15 protein-coding genes, 1 tRNA gene and 1 pseudogene are annotated in these 16,531 nt (G+C 64.4%); 7 read left to right on the plus strand and 10 right to left on the minus strand.

Annotated features, from left to right (window positions below; translation table 11 throughout):
- Positions 1 to 282 precede the first annotated feature (282 nt).
- Positions 283 to 456, minus strand: coding sequence for a hypothetical protein (locus VMJ11_RS29825; protein ID WP_325624399.1), 174 nt, complete (start codon positions 454 to 456; stop codon positions 283 to 285).
- 131 nt (positions 457 to 587) lie between these two features.
- Between VMJ11_RS29825 and VMJ11_RS29830 the strand changes: the two genes are divergently transcribed.
- Positions 588 to 758, plus strand: a complete 171-nt coding sequence (locus tag VMJ11_RS29830; protein ID WP_325624401.1) for a hypothetical protein — start codon at positions 588 to 590, stop codon at positions 756 to 758.
- A gap of 27 nt (positions 759 to 785) precedes the next feature.
- On the opposite strand, the gene VMJ11_RS29835 is transcribed toward VMJ11_RS29830, so the two are convergent.
- The 4 genes from VMJ11_RS29835 to VMJ11_RS29850 all read right to left on the minus strand — a co-directional run bounded on the left by VMJ11_RS29835 (position 786) and on the right by VMJ11_RS29850 (position 4,892).
- Positions 786 to 2,138 carry an MATE family efflux transporter gene (locus tag VMJ11_RS29835; protein WP_325624402.1) on the minus strand — a complete coding sequence of 451 codons (1,353 nt, stop codon included), beginning with the start codon at positions 2,136 to 2,138 and terminating at the stop codon, positions 786 to 788.
- Positions 2,135 to 2,443 carry a DUF2288 domain-containing protein gene (locus VMJ11_RS29840; protein ID WP_325624404.1) on the minus strand — a complete coding sequence of 103 codons (309 nt, stop codon included), beginning with the start codon at positions 2,441 to 2,443 and terminating at the stop codon, positions 2,135 to 2,137. The genes VMJ11_RS29835 and VMJ11_RS29840 overlap by 4 nt, the downstream gene beginning before the upstream one ends.
- A 657-nt stretch (positions 2,444 to 3,100) precedes the next feature.
- Entirely contained in the window at positions 3,101 to 3,820 is a 720-nt protein-coding gene (locus VMJ11_RS29845; RefSeq protein WP_325624405.1) for a peptidoglycan DD-metalloendopeptidase family protein, read from the minus strand.
- A gap of 157 nt (positions 3,821 to 3,977) precedes the next feature.
- Complete coding sequence (locus tag VMJ11_RS29850; RefSeq protein ID WP_325624406.1) at positions 3,978 to 4,892, minus strand: aldose epimerase; 915 nt, start codon at positions 4,890 to 4,892, stop codon at positions 3,978 to 3,980.
- A gap of 491 nt (positions 4,893 to 5,383) precedes the next feature.
- Here VMJ11_RS29850 and VMJ11_RS29855 point away from each other — a divergent pair, with 491 nt between their 5' ends.
- Both VMJ11_RS29855 and VMJ11_RS29860 read left to right on the plus strand, forming a co-directional pair.
- A complete protein-coding gene (locus VMJ11_RS29855) occupies positions 5,384 to 6,214 on the plus strand; it encodes an undecaprenyl-diphosphate phosphatase (protein ID WP_325624408.1) in 831 nt (276 codons plus the stop codon).
- Positions 6,215 to 6,319: 105 nt separating this feature from the next.
- Positions 6,320 to 6,396, plus strand: a tRNA-Arg gene (locus VMJ11_RS29860).
- A 68-nt stretch (positions 6,397 to 6,464) separates the two neighbouring features.
- Here the strand turns inward: VMJ11_RS29860 and VMJ11_RS29865 are convergent.
- Together VMJ11_RS29865 and VMJ11_RS29870 are read right to left on the minus strand one after the other, a co-directional pair.
- The gene (locus VMJ11_RS29865; protein ID WP_325624409.1) at positions 6,465 to 6,911 is read right to left on the minus strand and encodes a PH domain-containing protein; all 447 of its coding nucleotides are present in this window, start codon (positions 6,909 to 6,911) and stop codon (positions 6,465 to 6,467) included.
- Between the two features lie 396 nt (positions 6,912 to 7,307).
- The gene (locus VMJ11_RS29870) at positions 7,308 to 7,556 is read right to left on the minus strand and encodes a hypothetical protein (protein WP_325624410.1); all 249 of its coding nucleotides are present in this window, start codon (positions 7,554 to 7,556) and stop codon (positions 7,308 to 7,310) included.
- A gap of 200 nt (positions 7,557 to 7,756) precedes the next feature.
- On the opposite strand from VMJ11_RS29870, the gene VMJ11_RS29875 reads away from it, so the two are divergent.
- Complete coding sequence (locus VMJ11_RS29875; protein WP_325624412.1) at positions 7,757 to 8,146, plus strand: hypothetical protein; 390 nt, start codon at positions 7,757 to 7,759, stop codon at positions 8,144 to 8,146.
- 7 nt (positions 8,147 to 8,153) lie between these two features.
- Entirely contained in the window at positions 8,154 to 8,603 is a 450-nt protein-coding gene (locus VMJ11_RS29880; protein ID WP_325624413.1) for an NUDIX hydrolase, read from the plus strand.
- A gap of 125 nt (positions 8,604 to 8,728) precedes the next feature.
- On the opposite strand, the gene VMJ11_RS29885 is transcribed toward VMJ11_RS29880, so the two are convergent.
- The gene (locus VMJ11_RS29885; RefSeq protein ID WP_325624415.1) at positions 8,729 to 10,447 is read right to left on the minus strand and encodes a glutamine--tRNA ligase/YqeY domain fusion protein; all 1,719 of its coding nucleotides are present in this window, start codon (positions 10,445 to 10,447) and stop codon (positions 8,729 to 8,731) included.
- 150 nt (positions 10,448 to 10,597) lie between these two features.
- Here VMJ11_RS29885 and VMJ11_RS29890 point away from each other — a divergent pair, with 150 nt between their 5' ends.
- On the plus strand, positions 10,598 to 11,164 hold the full coding sequence (locus VMJ11_RS29890) for an RBBP9/YdeN family alpha/beta hydrolase (protein WP_325624416.1): 567 nt from the start codon (positions 10,598 to 10,600) through the stop codon (positions 11,162 to 11,164).
- Between the two features lie 69 nt (positions 11,165 to 11,233).
- On the opposite strand, the gene VMJ11_RS29895 is transcribed toward VMJ11_RS29890, so the two are convergent.
- Positions 11,234 to 12,454 carry a CaiB/BaiF CoA-transferase family protein gene (locus VMJ11_RS29895; protein ID WP_325624418.1) on the minus strand — a complete coding sequence of 407 codons (1,221 nt, stop codon included), beginning with the start codon at positions 12,452 to 12,454 and terminating at the stop codon, positions 11,234 to 11,236.
- 328 nt (positions 12,455 to 12,782) lie between these two features.
- Here VMJ11_RS29895 and alaS point away from each other — a divergent pair, with 328 nt between their 5' ends.
- Positions 12,783 to 15,407 carry an alanine--tRNA ligase gene (gene alaS, locus VMJ11_RS29900; protein WP_325624419.1) on the plus strand — a complete coding sequence of 875 codons (2,625 nt, stop codon included), beginning with the start codon at positions 12,783 to 12,785 and terminating at the stop codon, positions 15,405 to 15,407.
- Between the two features lie 100 nt (positions 15,408 to 15,507).
- Here alaS and VMJ11_RS29905 read toward each other — a convergent pair.
- Positions 15,508 to 16,480: pseudogene (locus tag VMJ11_RS29905) on the minus strand (LysR family transcriptional regulator).
- Positions 16,481 to 16,531: the final 51 nt, after the last annotated feature.

The raw sequence follows: 16,531 nt of genomic DNA on the forward strand, positions 1-16,531 counted from the left end.
GAACAGGACCGTGAAACGACTCCACGCCGATGATAGTGCGGATTGCCCGTGTGAAAGTAGGTAATCGTCAGGCTCCTCATGCTGTAATGTCCAGAACCCCGGTTTCTCCGAAAGAGAGCCGGGGTTCTGGCGTTTGGGCGCAGAAAAATAGGCCACCCAGTGAGAAATCACTGCTTGACCCCCTCTCTCGCAAACAGCAACAGCCTCTCCCGACCAGTTCAACTGGCCGTGTAGACGCGCTCAAGCAAACAGCGCGCAAGCGGAAGTGCCTGCGCTGCGAGTTCAGTGCCTGCGGCGAACCCGGTCGAACACGTGGTGCTCGGCCAGCCAGTGATGCATCATGCCTTCGCCGTCATGCTCCTTACGGTAGGCGCGCGATTCGAAAATCGATAGCCCAAGCAGCACCACCAGACCCACACCAAGACCGATCAGACCCGCAATAGTTTCGGCATCCATGGCAGCCTCCGTCGATTGCAGCCATGTCCGTATCTTAGAACAGTGTCGCGACGGAAAAAATAGTGGGTTCAGCCGCGTCGCCACATGTTCCGGGCCACGATCGGATAACCCTTCAGAAAGGATTTCAGCTGATGTTTCGTGTTTACCTGGCCCTTGCGATGGCCGCCTTGCTTTCAGCATGCGCCGATAACACGGCAACCCACCATCACGGTACCCCGCCGCAGGACCCACCTGACTACCACGGCGTACCGACCGACGATACGCCGCCGATGATGATCGAAATTCCGCCGCCCGCCCAATGAAAGCCTGAGGCGCATGCACCTACGCGCCTAGCGCAATTGTGCCGAGGCGGTGCCGATGGCGCCGCTAACGCGCGGCAGCAAGGGGGAAAGCGTCAGACCGCGCGCCGCCATGAAGACGAGCAAGGCAATCCACAGCCCGTGATTGCCGAGCGGCCCAACCAGCGCCCACGACGCGCAAAGAAACACGGCCAGCGACACCGCCATCGCATGCATGAGTTCGCGAGTGCGCGTTGCGCCAATAAAGACGCCATCGAGCAAGAAGCCCCAGACCGAAACCAGGGGTGAAAGAGCAGCCCAAGGCAGGAATGTCTGCGCGGCAGCGCGTACCGCCTCCTGGTCGGTGAGGTGCGCGATGATCCACGGGCCACAGGCCCAATAGACGACGGAAAACCCGAAGGCGCCCAGCGCCGACCAGAACAGGTTGATCTTGACCGCCTGGCGAAATGCCGCGCGATTGCCCGCGCCGATCGCGGCGCCAACCAGCGCCTCCGCTGCATGGGCGAAGCCGTCGAGGCCGTATGCCATGAAAGTCTGAAAGTTGAGCAGGAGGGCGTTGGCGGCAAGGATGACGTCGCCCTGTTTCGCGCCGAGACGAGCGAACCAGCCGAACGAGCCGAGCAGGCAAAGCGTGCGCAGAAAGATATCGCGATTGATCGCGATGAGCCGCTTGAGCGCCGCAGGCTCGAGCACGGTGCGCAACGCGAGCGGCGCAAGCCCGCGAGGACGCAGCTTCCAGAGCACGCACGCGCCGAATGCGAAGCCGAGCGTATCGGCGGTGGCCGTCGCCGCGCCGATGCCGGCGATGCCCCATTGCAGCCCATACATATAGGCAAGCACGGCGACGACGTTCGTCAGGTTGATGAAGATCTGCGAGGCGAGCGCAATGCGTACACGTTGGGTGCCGAGCAGATAGCCGAGCACGACATAATTGCCCAATGCAAACGGCGCGGAGCCGATGCGAGCGAGGCAATAGATCCCGGCATTATGTTGCACCTCGACGCTGCCGCCGATGGCATCGAGCGTATAGAAAATCAAGGGCGACCGGATCAACAAGATGATTGCGCCGATCGCGAACGCAAGCAGCATGGCGCGCGCGACGTTCGCGCGTAACGCAGGGAAGTCGCGCGCGCCGTACGACTGCGCGACGAGTCCTGTCGTTCCCATGCGCAGAAAGCCGAAGCCCCAGAACACGAAGTTGAAGAAGAGGCCGCCCAGAGCAACGCCGCCCAGGTCGGCAGCGCTTCCGAGGTGACCGGCGACAGCCGTGTCGACGGCACCGAGTATGGGCTGGGTCAGATTGGCAAGGACGATGGGAAACGCAAGCGTCAGCACGCGTCGATGCCAGCCTCGCTGTTCAGGCAGGGCCTCGGCGGTGCTCAAGCGCGTTCCTGCACGCACACCCAAGGCGAGACGACGACAGCCCACAGTTCCGGGTTGCGCGCCGCATAATCGGCCGCTGTTTCTGTCTGCATGCGTTCGACGAGGCCGGACGACAGCCATTGGGTGACGACCGCGCTGTTGTCGCTGGCGATGGCTTCCGCCACGCTGACGAGGTCGAGATCGCGCGCCACGCTGAGCAGCTTGCCTTGCGCAAAGAAGCGCTCGAGATCCTGCCAGTCGATCTTGGCGGTTTCGCCGAGCAGGCTGGCGTACAGCGAACTGGGGTTGGCGTCTTCAGTGGTCATGATGTTGGCGAATGCGTTGCGGCCGATACTATAAACGATACTCTGCCTCGCGAAGGGGCGGCTGACTGCCAAACGCCGTCTCGCATGTATTAATCATATTAATGGCCAATGCCGGGACATAAGGCGTCAAAATGCGGCCAATAACGCAGATTAAATCAGCCAAACATCTGATCTAAGCGGGCAGCGCATTGGTGTTTCAAAGTCGTATGCACAGTCGAATAAATGCGACGTTGCGTGCGTTTGCCCACTAAACTCGACGGCCTGAAAAAAGCCGAAAAAGGCACGCATTAAACAGGCGGAGCCTGTCTTGGGACGCTCGTCATGGAAGCCATTGACTTGACCTAAGAGCCTCGTCCAGCAAGCGTTTCCGCGCCACGATGCCAGGAGCGGGTACGCTATCCCGGCGCGCGCACTTATGCGCAACGGAAGTTGCTTCGGCGTCCCGATTCGCCGCTGAAAAGTGATGCGACACATAATCCGTGCGCCGTAGCACATTTTCGATCTAATTAAGTGATTGCGCAGCAGGAGGCCCATTGATAGATTGCGATTCGGCGCATGGTAAACCGGTCCTTTGCCGCAATGCGCCAAACCCCCGTTAGCCCGGCGCCATGCCGGGCTTTTTTTTTGCCTATCGATTGGCGGTTGGGCCACGATCACTCAGCGCGCTGGCAGTTGGCGTGTCGGATCGATCGAACGCCCTTGATAACGCAGCTCGAAGTGCAGCATCACACGATCATTGTCGGTGCTGCCCATTTCGGCGATTTTTTGCCCCTGCGCGACGCTCTGGCCTTCCTTCACGAATAGCGCCTGATTGTGCGCGTAGGCCGTCAGGTAATCGCCGTTGTGCTTGATGATGAGCAGGTTGCCGTAGCCGCGCAGACCATTGCCGGCGTAGACCACGGTCCCTGGCGCTGCGGCGACGACAGGCGTGCCAGCCGAGTTGGCGATGTCGATGCCCTTGGAATCACGCCCGTCGAAGTTGCGGACGACCTGGCCGCTGGTTGGCCAGACGAGCGAAATCGACGGGGCGGCGGCTGACGCCGGACCAGACGATGCATCGGCTGCTTCCGGGGTCTCGCGCGGGGCGCTCGCGCCAGTGCGGGGCGCGGTGCTGGTGCGTGCGCTTGCGGTACCGGCGGGCGGCTCCACCCGCAGGACTTGGCCAACTTCGATCGCGTCGGGGTTCGACAGATTGTTCCAGCGCACGATGTTTTGCACGGACTGTCGATTGCTGCGGGCGATCTTATAGACGGTGTCGCCGCGCTCCACGCGGTAGAAGCCGGGGCCGACCGGCGCCGAGCCGCATGCGGCGAGCAGCGCGACGAGCGCCGCACATGCGATCCGTCTGATTCCTGGTGCCAACATTGAACCTCGCATGACGCTGCCTCGCGACAGACCGGCGGCCGCCGCGCTGGCAAAACGTCCGATTCTAGCGGGTTTGCTAGCGTACCTGGCGTTTAAGCTGACAAATGCCTGACGTAAGCGGCCTGGCGAAAACAGTTGGCGCAGGCTGGCGCGGCGCCTCCGGACCCAATCAGCCAGCGAGCGCCTCGACGCCGATGCGCAGCGTAGCCGCTTCCGTATGTCCCGGTGCGAGCCAGCGCAGACCGAGGCCATTGTGAATCGCGTCGGGCAGCCCGAGCCAGGGTTCGACGCAATAAAAGTCCGAGTCGTCGGCTTCCGTCCATGTCGTGACCGCGTACCAGGGCAGCGACCCGGGACGGTTGAGATCGATCGTGATCCGCCTGCCGAGCCCGGGTGCGATGAGGCGCACGGGCACAGCAGGCGGCGTCGGCGCGAGCACGTGGAAGCGGTCGACGATCTGGGTGTCGTCGAGCCGGTACTGCGTCTCGCCGGGTTCGGGCGCGCTGATCGAACCGTCCGCGAGTTGGTAGCGGCGCTGCGTGGGCGGAAGTTCGAGCGTGGACTGCGCGCGCTGGGCATGCGGCAAAGCGAAATAGAAATGGTGGCCTGCGTACCAGGGGAGCGGATCCGAGCCGGTATTGGTTGCGGACAGCGTTACGTCGAGCGAGTGCGCGTCGACGAGGCGATAGGTCGCTTCGAACCGGAACGCGAACGGGTAGCCGGTGCGGGTGGCGTCGGAGTCGACGAGCGTCATGCGCAGGCCATGCCCGTCGTCGTCGGCCTGCGTTGAGAAGGGCAGGTCGCGCGCGAAGCCGTGCATCGGCAGATCCCGAACCACGCCCTGGGCGTCGCGCCAGCGACCGATCTGACTGTCCACGCGGTGACGGCCGAGGAAGGGGAAGAGCAGCGGATTGCCGCCGCGCACGCGCGCCGGTTGGGCCCAGTTCGCGTACTCGGGCCACTCGATGACCGGCTGGCCGTCGACGTGCCACGAGAGCAAGCGTCCGCCGGCCCACGGTGCGACGCGCAGCGTCGAGGTGCCACGGATGAAGGTGAGGATGTCCTGTTGCGGAGGTGCGTTCATGGGCAAGCCTGGTCGGTGGAAAGGGGCGGCGCGCCTGGCGCCTGGCAGGCGGATTGTGCGCCGCTTTCGCATGCGTGAAAACCCTCGTCGGGAAAGCCTGAGTTTTGTCGTAGGGAGCGAGTCGGGATAATCCGCAGAATCGTGCGCTTGCGCACAGAGATTCTTCGTAGGAGACATCCATGGACCTCGCAATGGCAATGAGCATGGCCTTGTTCAGCCTCTTTGTCGGCAGCAGCGCGTATTTCTTCTACAAGATGGCACGCTGATCGCGCGACACCCAGTCCCTCCTCACTCCTTCCTCTACCGCGCTTCACTCGCGGTCGCGACGGAAACCGTGCATCCGCGGCCAATCTTGTTGCGACGTAGTAACTTTTCCGACAAATAAGTCTCGACGCTTGGCGCTGTAATTCGGCCCAGGCATAATCGGTGCGCTTCGCCGCACCGGCTCCGCGACGGTCCGGCCCCTTAACAACCATTATGAGGATCCGCGCGTGAGTCTCTGGTTTCTATTCTTCCTGAGCGTGTTGCAAGGCGTCACCGAGCTCTTTCCCGTGAGCAGCCTCGGTCACACCCTCCTTGTGCCGGCGCTTTTCGGCATGCACATCGACAAGCACGCGCCGCAACTGCTGCCATTCCTCGTCGCGCTGCACCTGGGAACCGCCGTTGCCTTGCTCTGGTATTTCCGCGCGCGCTGGGTCGCGCTGATCGGCGGTTTCTTCGGCTCGCTGGCCGGGCGCAAGAACGACGACGGTCACATGATGTGGGCGCTCATCATCGGGACGATTCCGGCGGGTATCGTCGGTCTCGTGCTGGAAAAGCGTATCGAAGCAATCTTTCACGATCTGCGCATCGTCGCGGCCGCGTTGATGATCAACGGCGTGCTGCTCTGGTTCGGCGATCGGCTGCAGCGCTCGCGCGCGCATCGTCCGCCCGAGAAGCTCACGTTTCGCCAGGCATTTTTCGTCGGCCTCGCGCAGATCGGTGCGCTCATCCCCGGCTTTTCGCGCAGCGGTCTGACGATGATCGCCGGCAATGCGGCGGGCCTCACGGCGGAAAAGGCTGCGGAGTTCTCATTCCTGCTCGGTACGCCGATCATCTTCGCCGCCGGCATTCTCGAACTGCCGAAGCTCTTTCACGAGCGAGACCAGCTCATGACCGCGCTGGTTGGCGGCGTGCTCACCGGCATTGCGGCCTGGCTCAGCGTGAAGTTCCTGATGCGCTATTTCGAAGGGCGCGGGCGTCTCGCTTCGTTTGGCGTGTATTGCCTGATTGCAGGCGCGGTCTGCCTCGGCTGGTTCGTGCTGCACCAGCAGCCGGCCTGATTTCGGCGAAGCGGCCCGCAGAGCAGGGCGCGACCGCGCGGGACGATCGCGGTATAATCCAGCCCCGTCGTCGCGCGGCCCACATGCGGTCTCGCGCATGCCTACGCGACAGTAGCTCAGCTGGATAGAGCATCGGCCTTCTAAGCCGAGGGTCGGGGGTTCGAGCCCCTCCTGTCGCGCCAGTCAATTGCACGTGGCCCGGTTTGATAACCGGGCCTTTTGCTTTCTGCCGCTCGGCAACTCAGGTTTCTCAGGCAACGAGCCGCAACGGCACAGGTTGTTCGGCAGCCTGCGCGAGAAAGATCATGCGACGGAGCTCGATCGGATTCGAGATGCCCGGAACCCGAGCCGCTGGCATCCCCGTGGCGGTGACGACGAGCGAGCCATAGTCGAAGATCCGGCCAATCCGGCTTTGCTCGATCTGCACGCCTTCGACCTTATCGAGACGCAACTCCACGGCGACGCCGCGGCGGATCCCTCCGACCTTCGCGACCACGCGCTTGTTGGTCACGGCAAGCTCGGTTGTCGACCACGCGAACAGCGAGGCGGCGAACAGCAGCAAGCCCGTGACGAAAAACACTGCGGCTGCGGTCAGTGACGCTCCCATGGTACCGACGAGTACGCCCCAAACCATCAGCAAGAGGCTCAGTGTGATTCTGGGCCCCCATGCCCAAAAGCTAGGGTGCGCTTCGGTCACGATGCGCTCGCCAGGTAGAAGAGTCGATTTCACATATTTCACAATGACACCCGTCAATATTTGTGCGGGAAAGCTATTTGTAAGATAGTGCGTCTTCTGTCGCGAACGCCGTGGTCAATCGTCGCGGCTCAGGGGTTCGGTCGGTGCGCGGCCGCAATGCGCAAGCGGGCAACTGCGGCGCAAAAAAGGCAGCCCGAGGGCTGCCCGTCAAACCGGATGAGTGGTGTCTGGTGATCGAAGGAACAATGGCCTTTATCCCTCAAACCCAATATCGAGAACGTTGGTCAGGTCGGCCATGGTGGGGTTGTCGTTGCTCTCTGGCGCAGCTTCGCGGGTCGCGAGGCCCGGCAGGGTGGGCGAAGGGCGCACGCTGAGCGCGCTGGGGAAGGCCCCGCGTCAGATGTCCGCGATGCGCAGGCAGGCGACCGAGAGCACGACGAACGAGACGAGCAGCGTGAGCATACCGACACGCACCGTCGTGTCAGGCCAGCGCGGCATGTGCTCGGGAACGAAATCGGCCGCGAAGTTCGGGCCAGGCGCTGGTGCTTGTGGCGCGTGCCTGTAGTACGCGACGAAGGACATCAGGCCGATGCAGATGAGGGCCAGCATGACCGCGAAAACCTTGAGTGCGAAGGAGTAGGTCATGTCAGGCTGTTCCGATCGATTGTAAATGGATGAGAGGACGATCGTAGAGGACGAGCCTATCCGTCACCATCGGACGAGTCCGAAAAGAAATCGGCTGCCTGTATTCGGGGCGCGATGGTTGCGGCCTTACAGGGCAGGCGAAAAAAGGGCGCGTGTTATGCTTTTCGCCGGGAAGGATCGTCCGTCAAGGAGAATAATCGATGTCCAAGTTGCCACGACTCTTGCGCGCCCTGAGCGCGGGACTGCTTGTCACGATCGGCATGGGCAGCGTGCATGCCGCCAACCTGGGCTTTCTGCACGACACGCCCATGTCGTATATGAACCAGCAAGACTACGATTCGCTCACGCGCGCGGTGCGCGCGGCCGTGTCGACCAAGGCCGATGGCGAGAGTACGACCTGGACGAACGAAGGCTCGCGCAACGGCGTCAGGGTCGATGCGACTGTCACGCCGACCAAGACTGAAAAGGATGGCGACAAGACCTGTCGCGACACCGAGGTCATCATCAACGCGAAGGGACAGACGATGACGCTGCATCCGCGGTTCTGTCGTACGGGCGAAGGCGCATGGGCTTTCCAGAAGCGGCACTGAGCGGGCAGTGAACGGCAAGATTGTTTCATGCGGCATCGTCCTGCTCGATCCTGCGGGCCGCGTGCTGCTTGCGCACGCAACCGGTACGAATCACTGGGACATTCCAAAGGGGCAGGGCGAACCCGGCGAAACCGAAGCGCAGAGCGCGCGCCGCGAGATGGTCGAGGAGACCGGTTTCGATGTCGCGGCGTCGCGGCTCGTTGATCTCGGGCGCTACGCTTACCGGCGCGACAAGGATCTGCATCTATTTGCCGCACGCGCGTTGGACGATGAACTCGATCTGTCGCGTTGTGTCTGCGTATCGCTCTTTCCCCGCCGCGAAGACGGCGTGATGATCCCGGAAATGGATGCCTGGCGCTGGACTACGCCAGCCGAGGTGAACCATTACGCAAGCCGCAGTCTCGCACGGCTTTTCGAGACATCGCTTTCGCTCACGGAGCTGCATCGCAGGGTTTGATCCGGTCTCGGCAACTGCAACCGGAACGAAAAAAGGCCCGCACGAGGTTCGTGCGGGCCTTTTCCTTGACAGGCCTGGCAGGCATCGCAGCTCAGCTAGCCTGGTAGCCAGCTAGAGCGCGCGGCTTACTTCGCCCAGCTGTCGCGCAGGCCGACGATGCGGTTGAACACCGGCTTGCCCGGCTTCGAGTCGACACGGTCGGCCACGAAATAGCCGTGGCGCTCGAACTGGTAGCGGTCTTCCGGCGCGGCGTCGCGCGCGCCCGGTTCGAGATATGCCTGCACGACGCGCTTCGAATCCGGGTTGATCGCTTCGAGGAAGTCACGGCCGCCCGCATCGGGCTGCGGTTCGCGGAAGAGGCGGTCGTAGAGACGCACTTCCGCCGGGCACGCGTGCGCCGCGCTGACCCAGTGAATGTTGCCCTTGACCTTGTAGTTATTCGCGCCTTCCGTGCCCGACTTGCTGTCCGGGAAGTAGTTGCAGTGCACGGCGATCACGTTGCCGTTCTCGTCCTTCTCCGCACCCGTGCACTCGATCACGTAGCCATAGCGCAGACGCACCTTGTTGCCCGGGAAGAGGCGGAAATAGCCCTTCGGCGGCGTTTCGACGAAGTCCTCGCGCTCGATCCACAGCTCACGCGAGATCGGGAACGTGCGCAGGCCGCGCTCCGGGTGATGCGGATGCACGGGCGCCGTGCAGTCTTCGCTTTTGTCCTCCGGATAGTTGTCGATGATGAGCTTGAGCGGATCGAGCACGGCGGCCGTGCGCGGCGCCTTGTCGTCGAGGTCGTCGCGCAGCGCGCCTTCGAACACGCTCATGTCGATCCACGAATCGACCTTCGTCACGCCGATGCGCTCGCAGAAGAGCTGGATCGCCTCAGGCGTGAAGCCGCGGCGGCGCACGCCGACGATGGTCGGCATGCGCGGATCGTCCCAGCCGTCCACGTGGCCTTCGTTCACGAGCTGCAGCAGCTTGCGCTTGCTCGTGATCGCGTACGTGAGGTTCAGCCGCGAAAACTCGATTTGCTGCGGCAGCGGACGCGTGAACACGCCGGCGTCGGCGAGTTCGTCGAGCACCCAGTCGTAGAGCGGGCGATGGTCTTCGAACTCGAGCGTGCACAGCGAGTGCGTGATGTTTTCCAGCGCGTCAGAGATGCAGTGCGTGTAGTCGTACATCGGATACACGCACCACTTGTCGCCGGTGCGATAGTGATGGGCGAAGCGAATACGGTAGATCACCGGGTCGCGCATGTTGAAGTTCGGCGAAGCCATGTCGATCTTCGCGCGCAGCACGTGTGCGCCTTCCTCGAACTCGCCCGCCTTCATGCGGCGGAACAGGTCGAGGTTCTCCTCGACCGGGCGCTCGCGGAACGGCGAATTCTTGCCCGGCTCCGTGGCCGAGCCGCGGTTCGCGCGCATCTCTTCCGGCGACTGGCTGTCCACGTACGCCTTGCCGCGCTGGATCAGCAGTTCGGCGAACTCGTAGAGCTTGTCGTAGTAGTCGCTCGCGTAGAAGAGGTATTCCTTGCCGTCCTTCTTCCATTCGAAGCCGAGCCAGGTGACGGCGTCGATGATCGAGTTGACGTACTCGATGTCTTCCTTCTCGGGGTTCGTGTCGTCGAAGCGCAGGTGGCACACGCCGTCATAGCGTTTCGCGACGCCGAAGTTCAGGCAGATGCTCTTCGCGTGGCCGATGTGCAGATAACCATTCGGCTCCGGCGGGAAGCGCGTTTCCACGCGCTGCGCCCACTTGCCCGACTGGTTGTCGTCGTCGATGATGTTGCGGATGAAATTGGATGCCGCAGGCGCGTCCGTGCGGTCGGCGTCTTTACGTTCGGTATTCATGCGAAAAGGGAAGTCGTTCGAGGGCGCTCAGCAGAAGGCAAAAGGCACGCGGCCGGGCACCCGATGGTGCCTTCCATTCTACCTGACGCGACCCGCCGTGCCAGTCCCGGCGCCGGGTCGTCGCGCGAACCACGAAAAGCGAGGGAAAAAGTGACGACGAGTGAAACACGTGTGTTGGTGTTGCCGGGCTATATGGATTCGGGGCCGGGGCACTGGCAGACCCGCTGGGAAGCGGCTCACGCGGGCTTTACGCGGGTGCGGATGCCCGACTGGATGCATCCGGACTGCGACGCGTGGTGCGCGACGCTCGAGGCGGCTGTGGCGCGTGCGCCCGCGGGCGTGCGCGTTGCCGCTCACAGCCTTGGTTGCCTGACGGTGGCGCATTGGGCCGCACGCCACGCGAGCGCCGCGACGCGCGCGAAGGTGGCGGGCGCGCTACTGGTGGCGCTGCCCGATCCGCACGGCCCCGAATTTCCGCGCGATGCAAGGGGTTTCGATCCGGTGCCGCTCGAAGCGCTGCCGTTCGCGAGCGTCGTCGTCGCGAGCAGTGACGATCCATACGGCGGCGTGGCGTTTTCGGAGCGTTGTGCGCGGGCTTGGGGCAGCCGCTGGATCGACATCGGCGCGCGTGGGCACATCAATGCGGAAAGCGGGCTCGACGACTGGCCGCAAGGCGTCGAGTGGCTGATGTCGATGAGCGGGCGTAGCGCGGCCTGAGTGCGCCGCCCGCGTTTCAACCGGCGACGAGGATTACGACGCAGGTCGCGCATCAAATTCGCGTGAGCGTCACACCACGCCCTTGCTGCGCAACGTCGCGAGTTGCACCTCGCCATACCCGAGCACCTCGCGCAACACCGCGTCCGTATGTTCGCCGAGCGTGGGCGGATGGCTCGCCACGCGCGGCGGCGTCTCGCTCATGCGAATGGGGTTGCCCACGAGCCGCGCCGTGCCGCCCGAAGGGTGCGGCACGTCCACCTGCAGCCCGCGCGCAATTACCTGCTCGTTCTCGAATACTTCCGCGAGATTGTTGATCGGCCCGCACGGCACGCCAGCGGCTTCGAGCGCACTGATCCAGTCGGCTTTCTCGCGCGTGCGGATCAGGTCGGCCACGATCGGCACGAGCGTATCGCGATGGCGCACGCGCTCCGGGTTGGTCGCGAAGCGCTCGTCGTCGGCGAGCTCGGGCCGGCCTGCCACCTCCACGAATTTGCGGAACTGCCCGTCGTTGCCCACGGCCAGGATGATCCAGCTGTCACTGGTCTGGAACGCCTGATAGGGCACGATATTCGGATGCGCATTGCCCCAGCGCACGGGCGGCTTGCCGCTCGCGAGATAGTTCGAGTTCATGTTCGCGAGCATGGCCACCTGCACGTCGAGCAGCGCCATGTCGATGTACTGGCCAACGCCCGTACGGTCCCGATGGGCGAGCGCCGTGAGCACCGCGATGGTCGCGTACATGCCCGTCATGAGGTCGGCGATCGCGACGCCCGCCTTCTGCGGGCCGCCGCCCGGCAGCGCGTCGCGCTCGCCGGTGATGCTCATGAAGCCGCCCATGCCTTGCACGATGAAGTCGTAGCCCGCGCGCGAGGCATAAGGCCCCGTCTGGCCGAAGCCCGTGACCGAGCAGTAGACGAGGTCGGGCTTCACCTCGCGCAGCGACGCGTAGTCGAGCCCGTACTTCTTCAGTTGGCCGGCCTTGTAGTTTTCCAGCACGACGTCGCTTTGCGCCGCCAGCTCACGCACGATGCGCTGCCCCTCGGGCGTCGCGATGTCCACCGTCACCGAGCGCTTGTTGCGGTTCGCGGCGAGGTAGTAGGCGGCCTCGGCGGTGTCCGCGCCATCCGGCGTTTTCAGGTACGGAGGCCCCCAGTGGCGCGTGTCGTCGCCGGCGCCGGGGCGCTCCACCTTGATCACGTCGGCGCCGAAGTCGGCGAGGGTCTGTGCACACCACGGTCCGGCGAGGACGCGGGTGAGATCGAGTACGCGGATATGGCTGAGAGCGCCCATGCTGTGTCTTCCAATGTCGTTCTAAGGCTGAGCCTTGTGCGCGCCTCGCGCTCCGGCCGATGCTGGCAATGGTAAGCGATCCGCGCGGCGAGCGCCAATTTCCGGTACAAAGTTCCGCACTGCGGAACTCATCGCATGGCAGGCCCACTTGCGTGCACCCTGCCATGCGCTGGTGATCCGCGCCCGCCACGCCGCCGCGAGCGCGCGTCGATCCCGTATAATCGTTCGATTCAGCGTCGGGGTTTTGCCGCAGGCGTTTGCCGCAAGCAGGCCCCCGACCACGACAAGATTCAGTACAGGACGCCCCGAGAAGGACCCAACGCACGCCATGAAAGCCGCTGACATCCGCGAGAAATTCCTCAAGTTCTTCGAATCGAAGGGCCACACGATCGTGCGCTCGTCGAGCCTCGTGCCGGGCAACGACCCGACGCTGCTCTTCACCAACTCGGGCATGGTGCAGTTCAAGGACGTGTTCCTTGGCACCGACAAGCGCCCGTACTCGCGCGCCACGACCGCCCAGCGCAGCGTGCGCGCAGGCGGCAAGCACAACGACCTCGAGAACGTCGGCTACACCGCGCGTCACCACACGTTCTTCGAGATGCTCGGCAACTTCTCGTTCGGCGACTACTTCAAGCGCGACGCGATCCACTACTGCTGGGAGTTGCTGACGAAGGTCTACAACCTGCCGGCGGAAAAGCTCACGGTCACCGTCTACAAGGAAGACGACGAAGCCTACGACATCTGGGCGAAGGAAATCGGCGTGCCGGCGGAGCGCATCATCCGCATCGGCGACAACAAGGGCGCGCGCTACGCCTCCGACAACTTCTGGCAGATGGCCGACACCGGCCCCTGCGGCCCGTGCTCGGAAGTGTTCTACGACCACGGCCCGGAAATCTGGGGTGGCCCCCCGGGGTCGCCCGAGGAAGACGGCGACCGCTTCATCGAGATCTGGAATCTCGTGTTCATGCAGTTCAACCGCGACGCCCAGGGCAACATGACGCCGCTGCCCAAGCAGTGCGTCGACACGGGCATGGGCCTCGAGCGCCTGGCGGCCGTGCTGCAGCACGTGCACAGCAACTACGAGATCGACCTCTTCCAGAACCTGATCAAGGCCGCCGGGCGCGAGACGAACACGCCCGACCTCACGAACAACTCGCTGAAGGTCATCGCCGACCATATTCGCGCGTGCTCGTTCCTGATCGTCGACGGCGTGATCCCCGGCAACGAAGGCCGCGGCTACGTGCTGCGCCGCATCGTGCGCCGCGCGATCCGCCACGGCTACAAGCTCGGCCAGCGCCAGGCGTTCTTCCACAAGCTCGTGGCGGACCTCGTCGCGGAAATGGGCGCGGCCTATCCGGAACTCGCCGAAGCGCAGCACCGCGTGACCGACGTCCTGCGTCAGGAAGAAGAACGCTTCTTCGAGACCATCGAGCACGGCATGTCGATTCTCGACGCCGCGCTGGCGGATCTGGAGTCGAAGGGCGGCAAGACGCTCGACGGCGAACTCGCGTTCAAGCTGCACGACACGTACGGCTTCCCGCTCGACCTGACTGCGGACGTCTGCCGCGAGCGCAACGTGACGGTGGACGAGCCGGCCTTCGACGACGCAATGGCGCGTCAGCGCGAGCAGGCGCGCGCCGCCGGCAAGTTCAAGGTGGCGCAGGGCCTCGAATACTCGGGCGCGAAGACCACGTTCCACGGCTACGAAGAGATCGTGTTCGACGACGCGAAGATCGTCGCGCTGTACGTTGACGGCGTCTCGGTCAACGAGGTGAAGGCGGGCCAGGACGCGGTGGTCGTGCTCGACCACACGCCGTTCTATGCGGAATCGGGCGGCCAGGTGGGCGACCAGGGCGTGATCTCGAACGCGAGCGTGCACTTCACGGTCGCCGACACGCTCAAGGTCCAGGCCGACGTGGCGGGTCACCACGGCACGCTGGAGCAAGGCACGCTGAAGGTCGGCGACGTCGTGAAGGCGGAAATCGACGCCATTCGCCGCGCCCGCACCGCGCGCAACCACTCGGCCACGCACCTGATGCACAAGGCGCTGCGCGAGGTGCTCGGTTCGCACGTGCAGCAGAAGGGCTCGCTCGTCGACGCCGACAAGACGCGCTTCGACTTCGCGCACAACGCGCCGATGACGGACGATGAAATCCGCCGCGTGGAAGAAATCGTCAACGCGGAAGTGCTCGCGAACGCGCCGGGCATCGTGCGCGTGATGCCGTACGACGAAGCGGTGAAGGGCGGCGCGATGGCGCTCTTCGGCGAGAAGTACGGCGACGAAGTGCGCGTGCTCGACCTCGGCTTCTCGCGCGAACTCTGCGGCGGCACGCACGTGCATCGCAGCGGGGACATCGGTCTCTTCAAGATCGTAATGGAAGGCGGCGTGGCCGCGGGCATCCGTCGCGTGGAAGCGATCACGGGCGACAACGCCGTGCGCTACGTACAGGAACTCGACGCGCGCATCAACGCGGCGGCCGCGGCCCTGAAGGCACAACCTTCGGAACTCACGCAGCGCATCGCGCAGGTGCAGGACCAGGTGAAGTCGCTCGAGAAGGAACTGGGCGCGCTCAAGTCGAAGCTCGCGTCGAGCCAGGGCGACGAGCTCGCGGGCCAGGCCATCGAGGTGAACGGCGTGCACGTGCTTGCTGCGACGCTCGAAGGCGCCGATTCGAAGACGCTGCGCGAAACCGTCGACAAGCTCAAGGACAAGCTCAAGAGCGCGGCCATCGTGCTGGCGGCTGTGGAGGGCGGCAAGGTCAGCCTGATCGCGGGCGTGACTGCCGAGGCGAGCAAGAAGGTGAAGGCCGGCGAACTCGTGAACTTCGTTGCTCAGCAGGTGGGCGGCAAGGGCGGTGGCCGTCCGGACATGGCGCAGGCGGGCGGCACCGAGCCGGCCAACCTGCCGGCTGCGCTTGCCGGCGTGAAGGGCTGGGTCGAAGCGAAGCTGTAACGCGCCGCGCGACAAAACTGCTGCGATAGAAAGGGCTGCTCCATGAGGGCAGCCCTTTTTGTTTAGTGCGCCTGACTCTGCGTAGCTAGCCGTGCGTGTGTCAGGCCGGCGCGCGCCGGGCTCGCTCGCCGCGTGGGCTCTGCAGGGGAGCGGGCCGCGCTTCGGCTGCGCTCGGTGGCGGGAAAGCCGCGTCGCGTGCCCGTTGCGCGTGTTGCAGCAGGGCCGCTTTCAGCGCGCCGAGTGCCGGCGAAAAGTGACCGCGGCGCCACGTGAGCAGCGTGTCGATCTGACCGATCCTGCCGAGCGAATGAATCGTGACCTCGTCGAAGCTGCGCTGCAGTTCGAGCACCGAGCGGGGTGCGACGGCGACACCCGCACCCGCCGCCACGCATGCGACGATCGCGTGATAGGAGCCGAGCTCCAGCACGCGCGTAGGCCGGATGCCGTGCGTGAGATACCAGCGCTCGATGTAGCCGCGATACGCGCAGCCGCGCTCGAAGGCCACCAGCGTGGAAAGCGCGACGTCGCCAGGCTGGCGGATCGGCCGATGACCGCGCGGCGTGAGCATCACGAGCTCCTCGCGATACACCGGCACGTGCTCGAACACTTCGGGGTCCGGTGGACCGTCGAGCGGCATCGCGATCAGCGCCGCGTCGACCTCGTATTCGCGCAGGCGCTCGATCAAGGCGCCGGTCGTGCCTGTCTCCAGCTCGAGTGTGACCTCGGGCCACGCCTGGTGGTAGTGCGCAAGCAGGCTCGGCAGGCGGCTCGCCGCCGCGCTCTCCATCGTGCCCAGCCGCAGCCGTCCCGTCGGCCGACCGGCCTTCAGCGCGTGGCGTGCTTCGTCGGCGAGCGCGAGCAGGCGCTCGGCGTACGGCAATAGCGTTTCTCCGGAGGGCGTGAGCACGAGGCGGCGGCCATCGCGTGTGAAGAGCGGCGTACCGAGCTGCTCTTCGAGCTGCTTGATGCGCGTGGTCACGTTCGACTGGACGCGGTTGAGCTTGGCGGCCGCGCGCGTCACGCCGTTCTCGCGCACGGACCGCCCGGAAGATCGCCAGCGCGGCGAGATCCATAGTTCTCTCCTAGAGATTGATTCATTCATCATAATTCATTTTTTGTGAACG

The organism is Paraburkholderia sp. (assembly GCF_035501035.1).
Lineage (GTDB): Bacteria > Pseudomonadota > Gammaproteobacteria > Burkholderiales > Burkholderiaceae > Paraburkholderia.

Coding starts and splice junctions, on each gene's coding strand:
- VMJ11_RS29875 (WP_325624412.1), top strand. CDS start 7,757: ATGTCCAAGTTGCCACGACTCTTGCGCGCCCTGAGCGCGGGACTGCTT.
- VMJ11_RS29830 (WP_325624401.1), top strand. CDS start 588: ATGTTTCGTGTTTACCTGGCCCTTGCGATGGCCGCCTTGCTTTCAGCA.
- VMJ11_RS29885 (WP_325624415.1), bottom strand. CDS start 10,447: ATGAATACCGAACGTAAAGACGCCGACCGCACGGACGCGCCTGCGGCA.
- VMJ11_RS29850 (WP_325624406.1), bottom strand. CDS start 4,892: ATGAACGCACCTCCGCAACAGGACATCCTCACCTTCATCCGTGGCACC.
- alaS (WP_325624419.1), top strand. CDS start 12,783: ATGAAAGCCGCTGACATCCGCGAGAAATTCCTCAAGTTCTTCGAATCG.
- VMJ11_RS29825 (WP_325624399.1), bottom strand. CDS start 456: ATGGATGCCGAAACTATTGCGGGTCTGATCGGTCTTGGTGTGGGTCTG.
- VMJ11_RS29870 (WP_325624410.1), bottom strand. CDS start 7,556: ATGACCTACTCCTTCGCACTCAAGGTTTTCGCGGTCATGCTGGCCCTC.
- VMJ11_RS29895 (WP_325624418.1), bottom strand. CDS start 12,454: ATGGGCGCTCTCAGCCATATCCGCGTACTCGATCTCACCCGCGTCCTC.
- VMJ11_RS29840 (WP_325624404.1), bottom strand. CDS start 2,443: ATGACCACTGAAGACGCCAACCCCAGTTCGCTGTACGCCAGCCTGCTC.
- VMJ11_RS29845 (WP_325624405.1), bottom strand. CDS start 3,820: ATGCGAGGTTCAATGTTGGCACCAGGAATCAGACGGATCGCATGTGCG.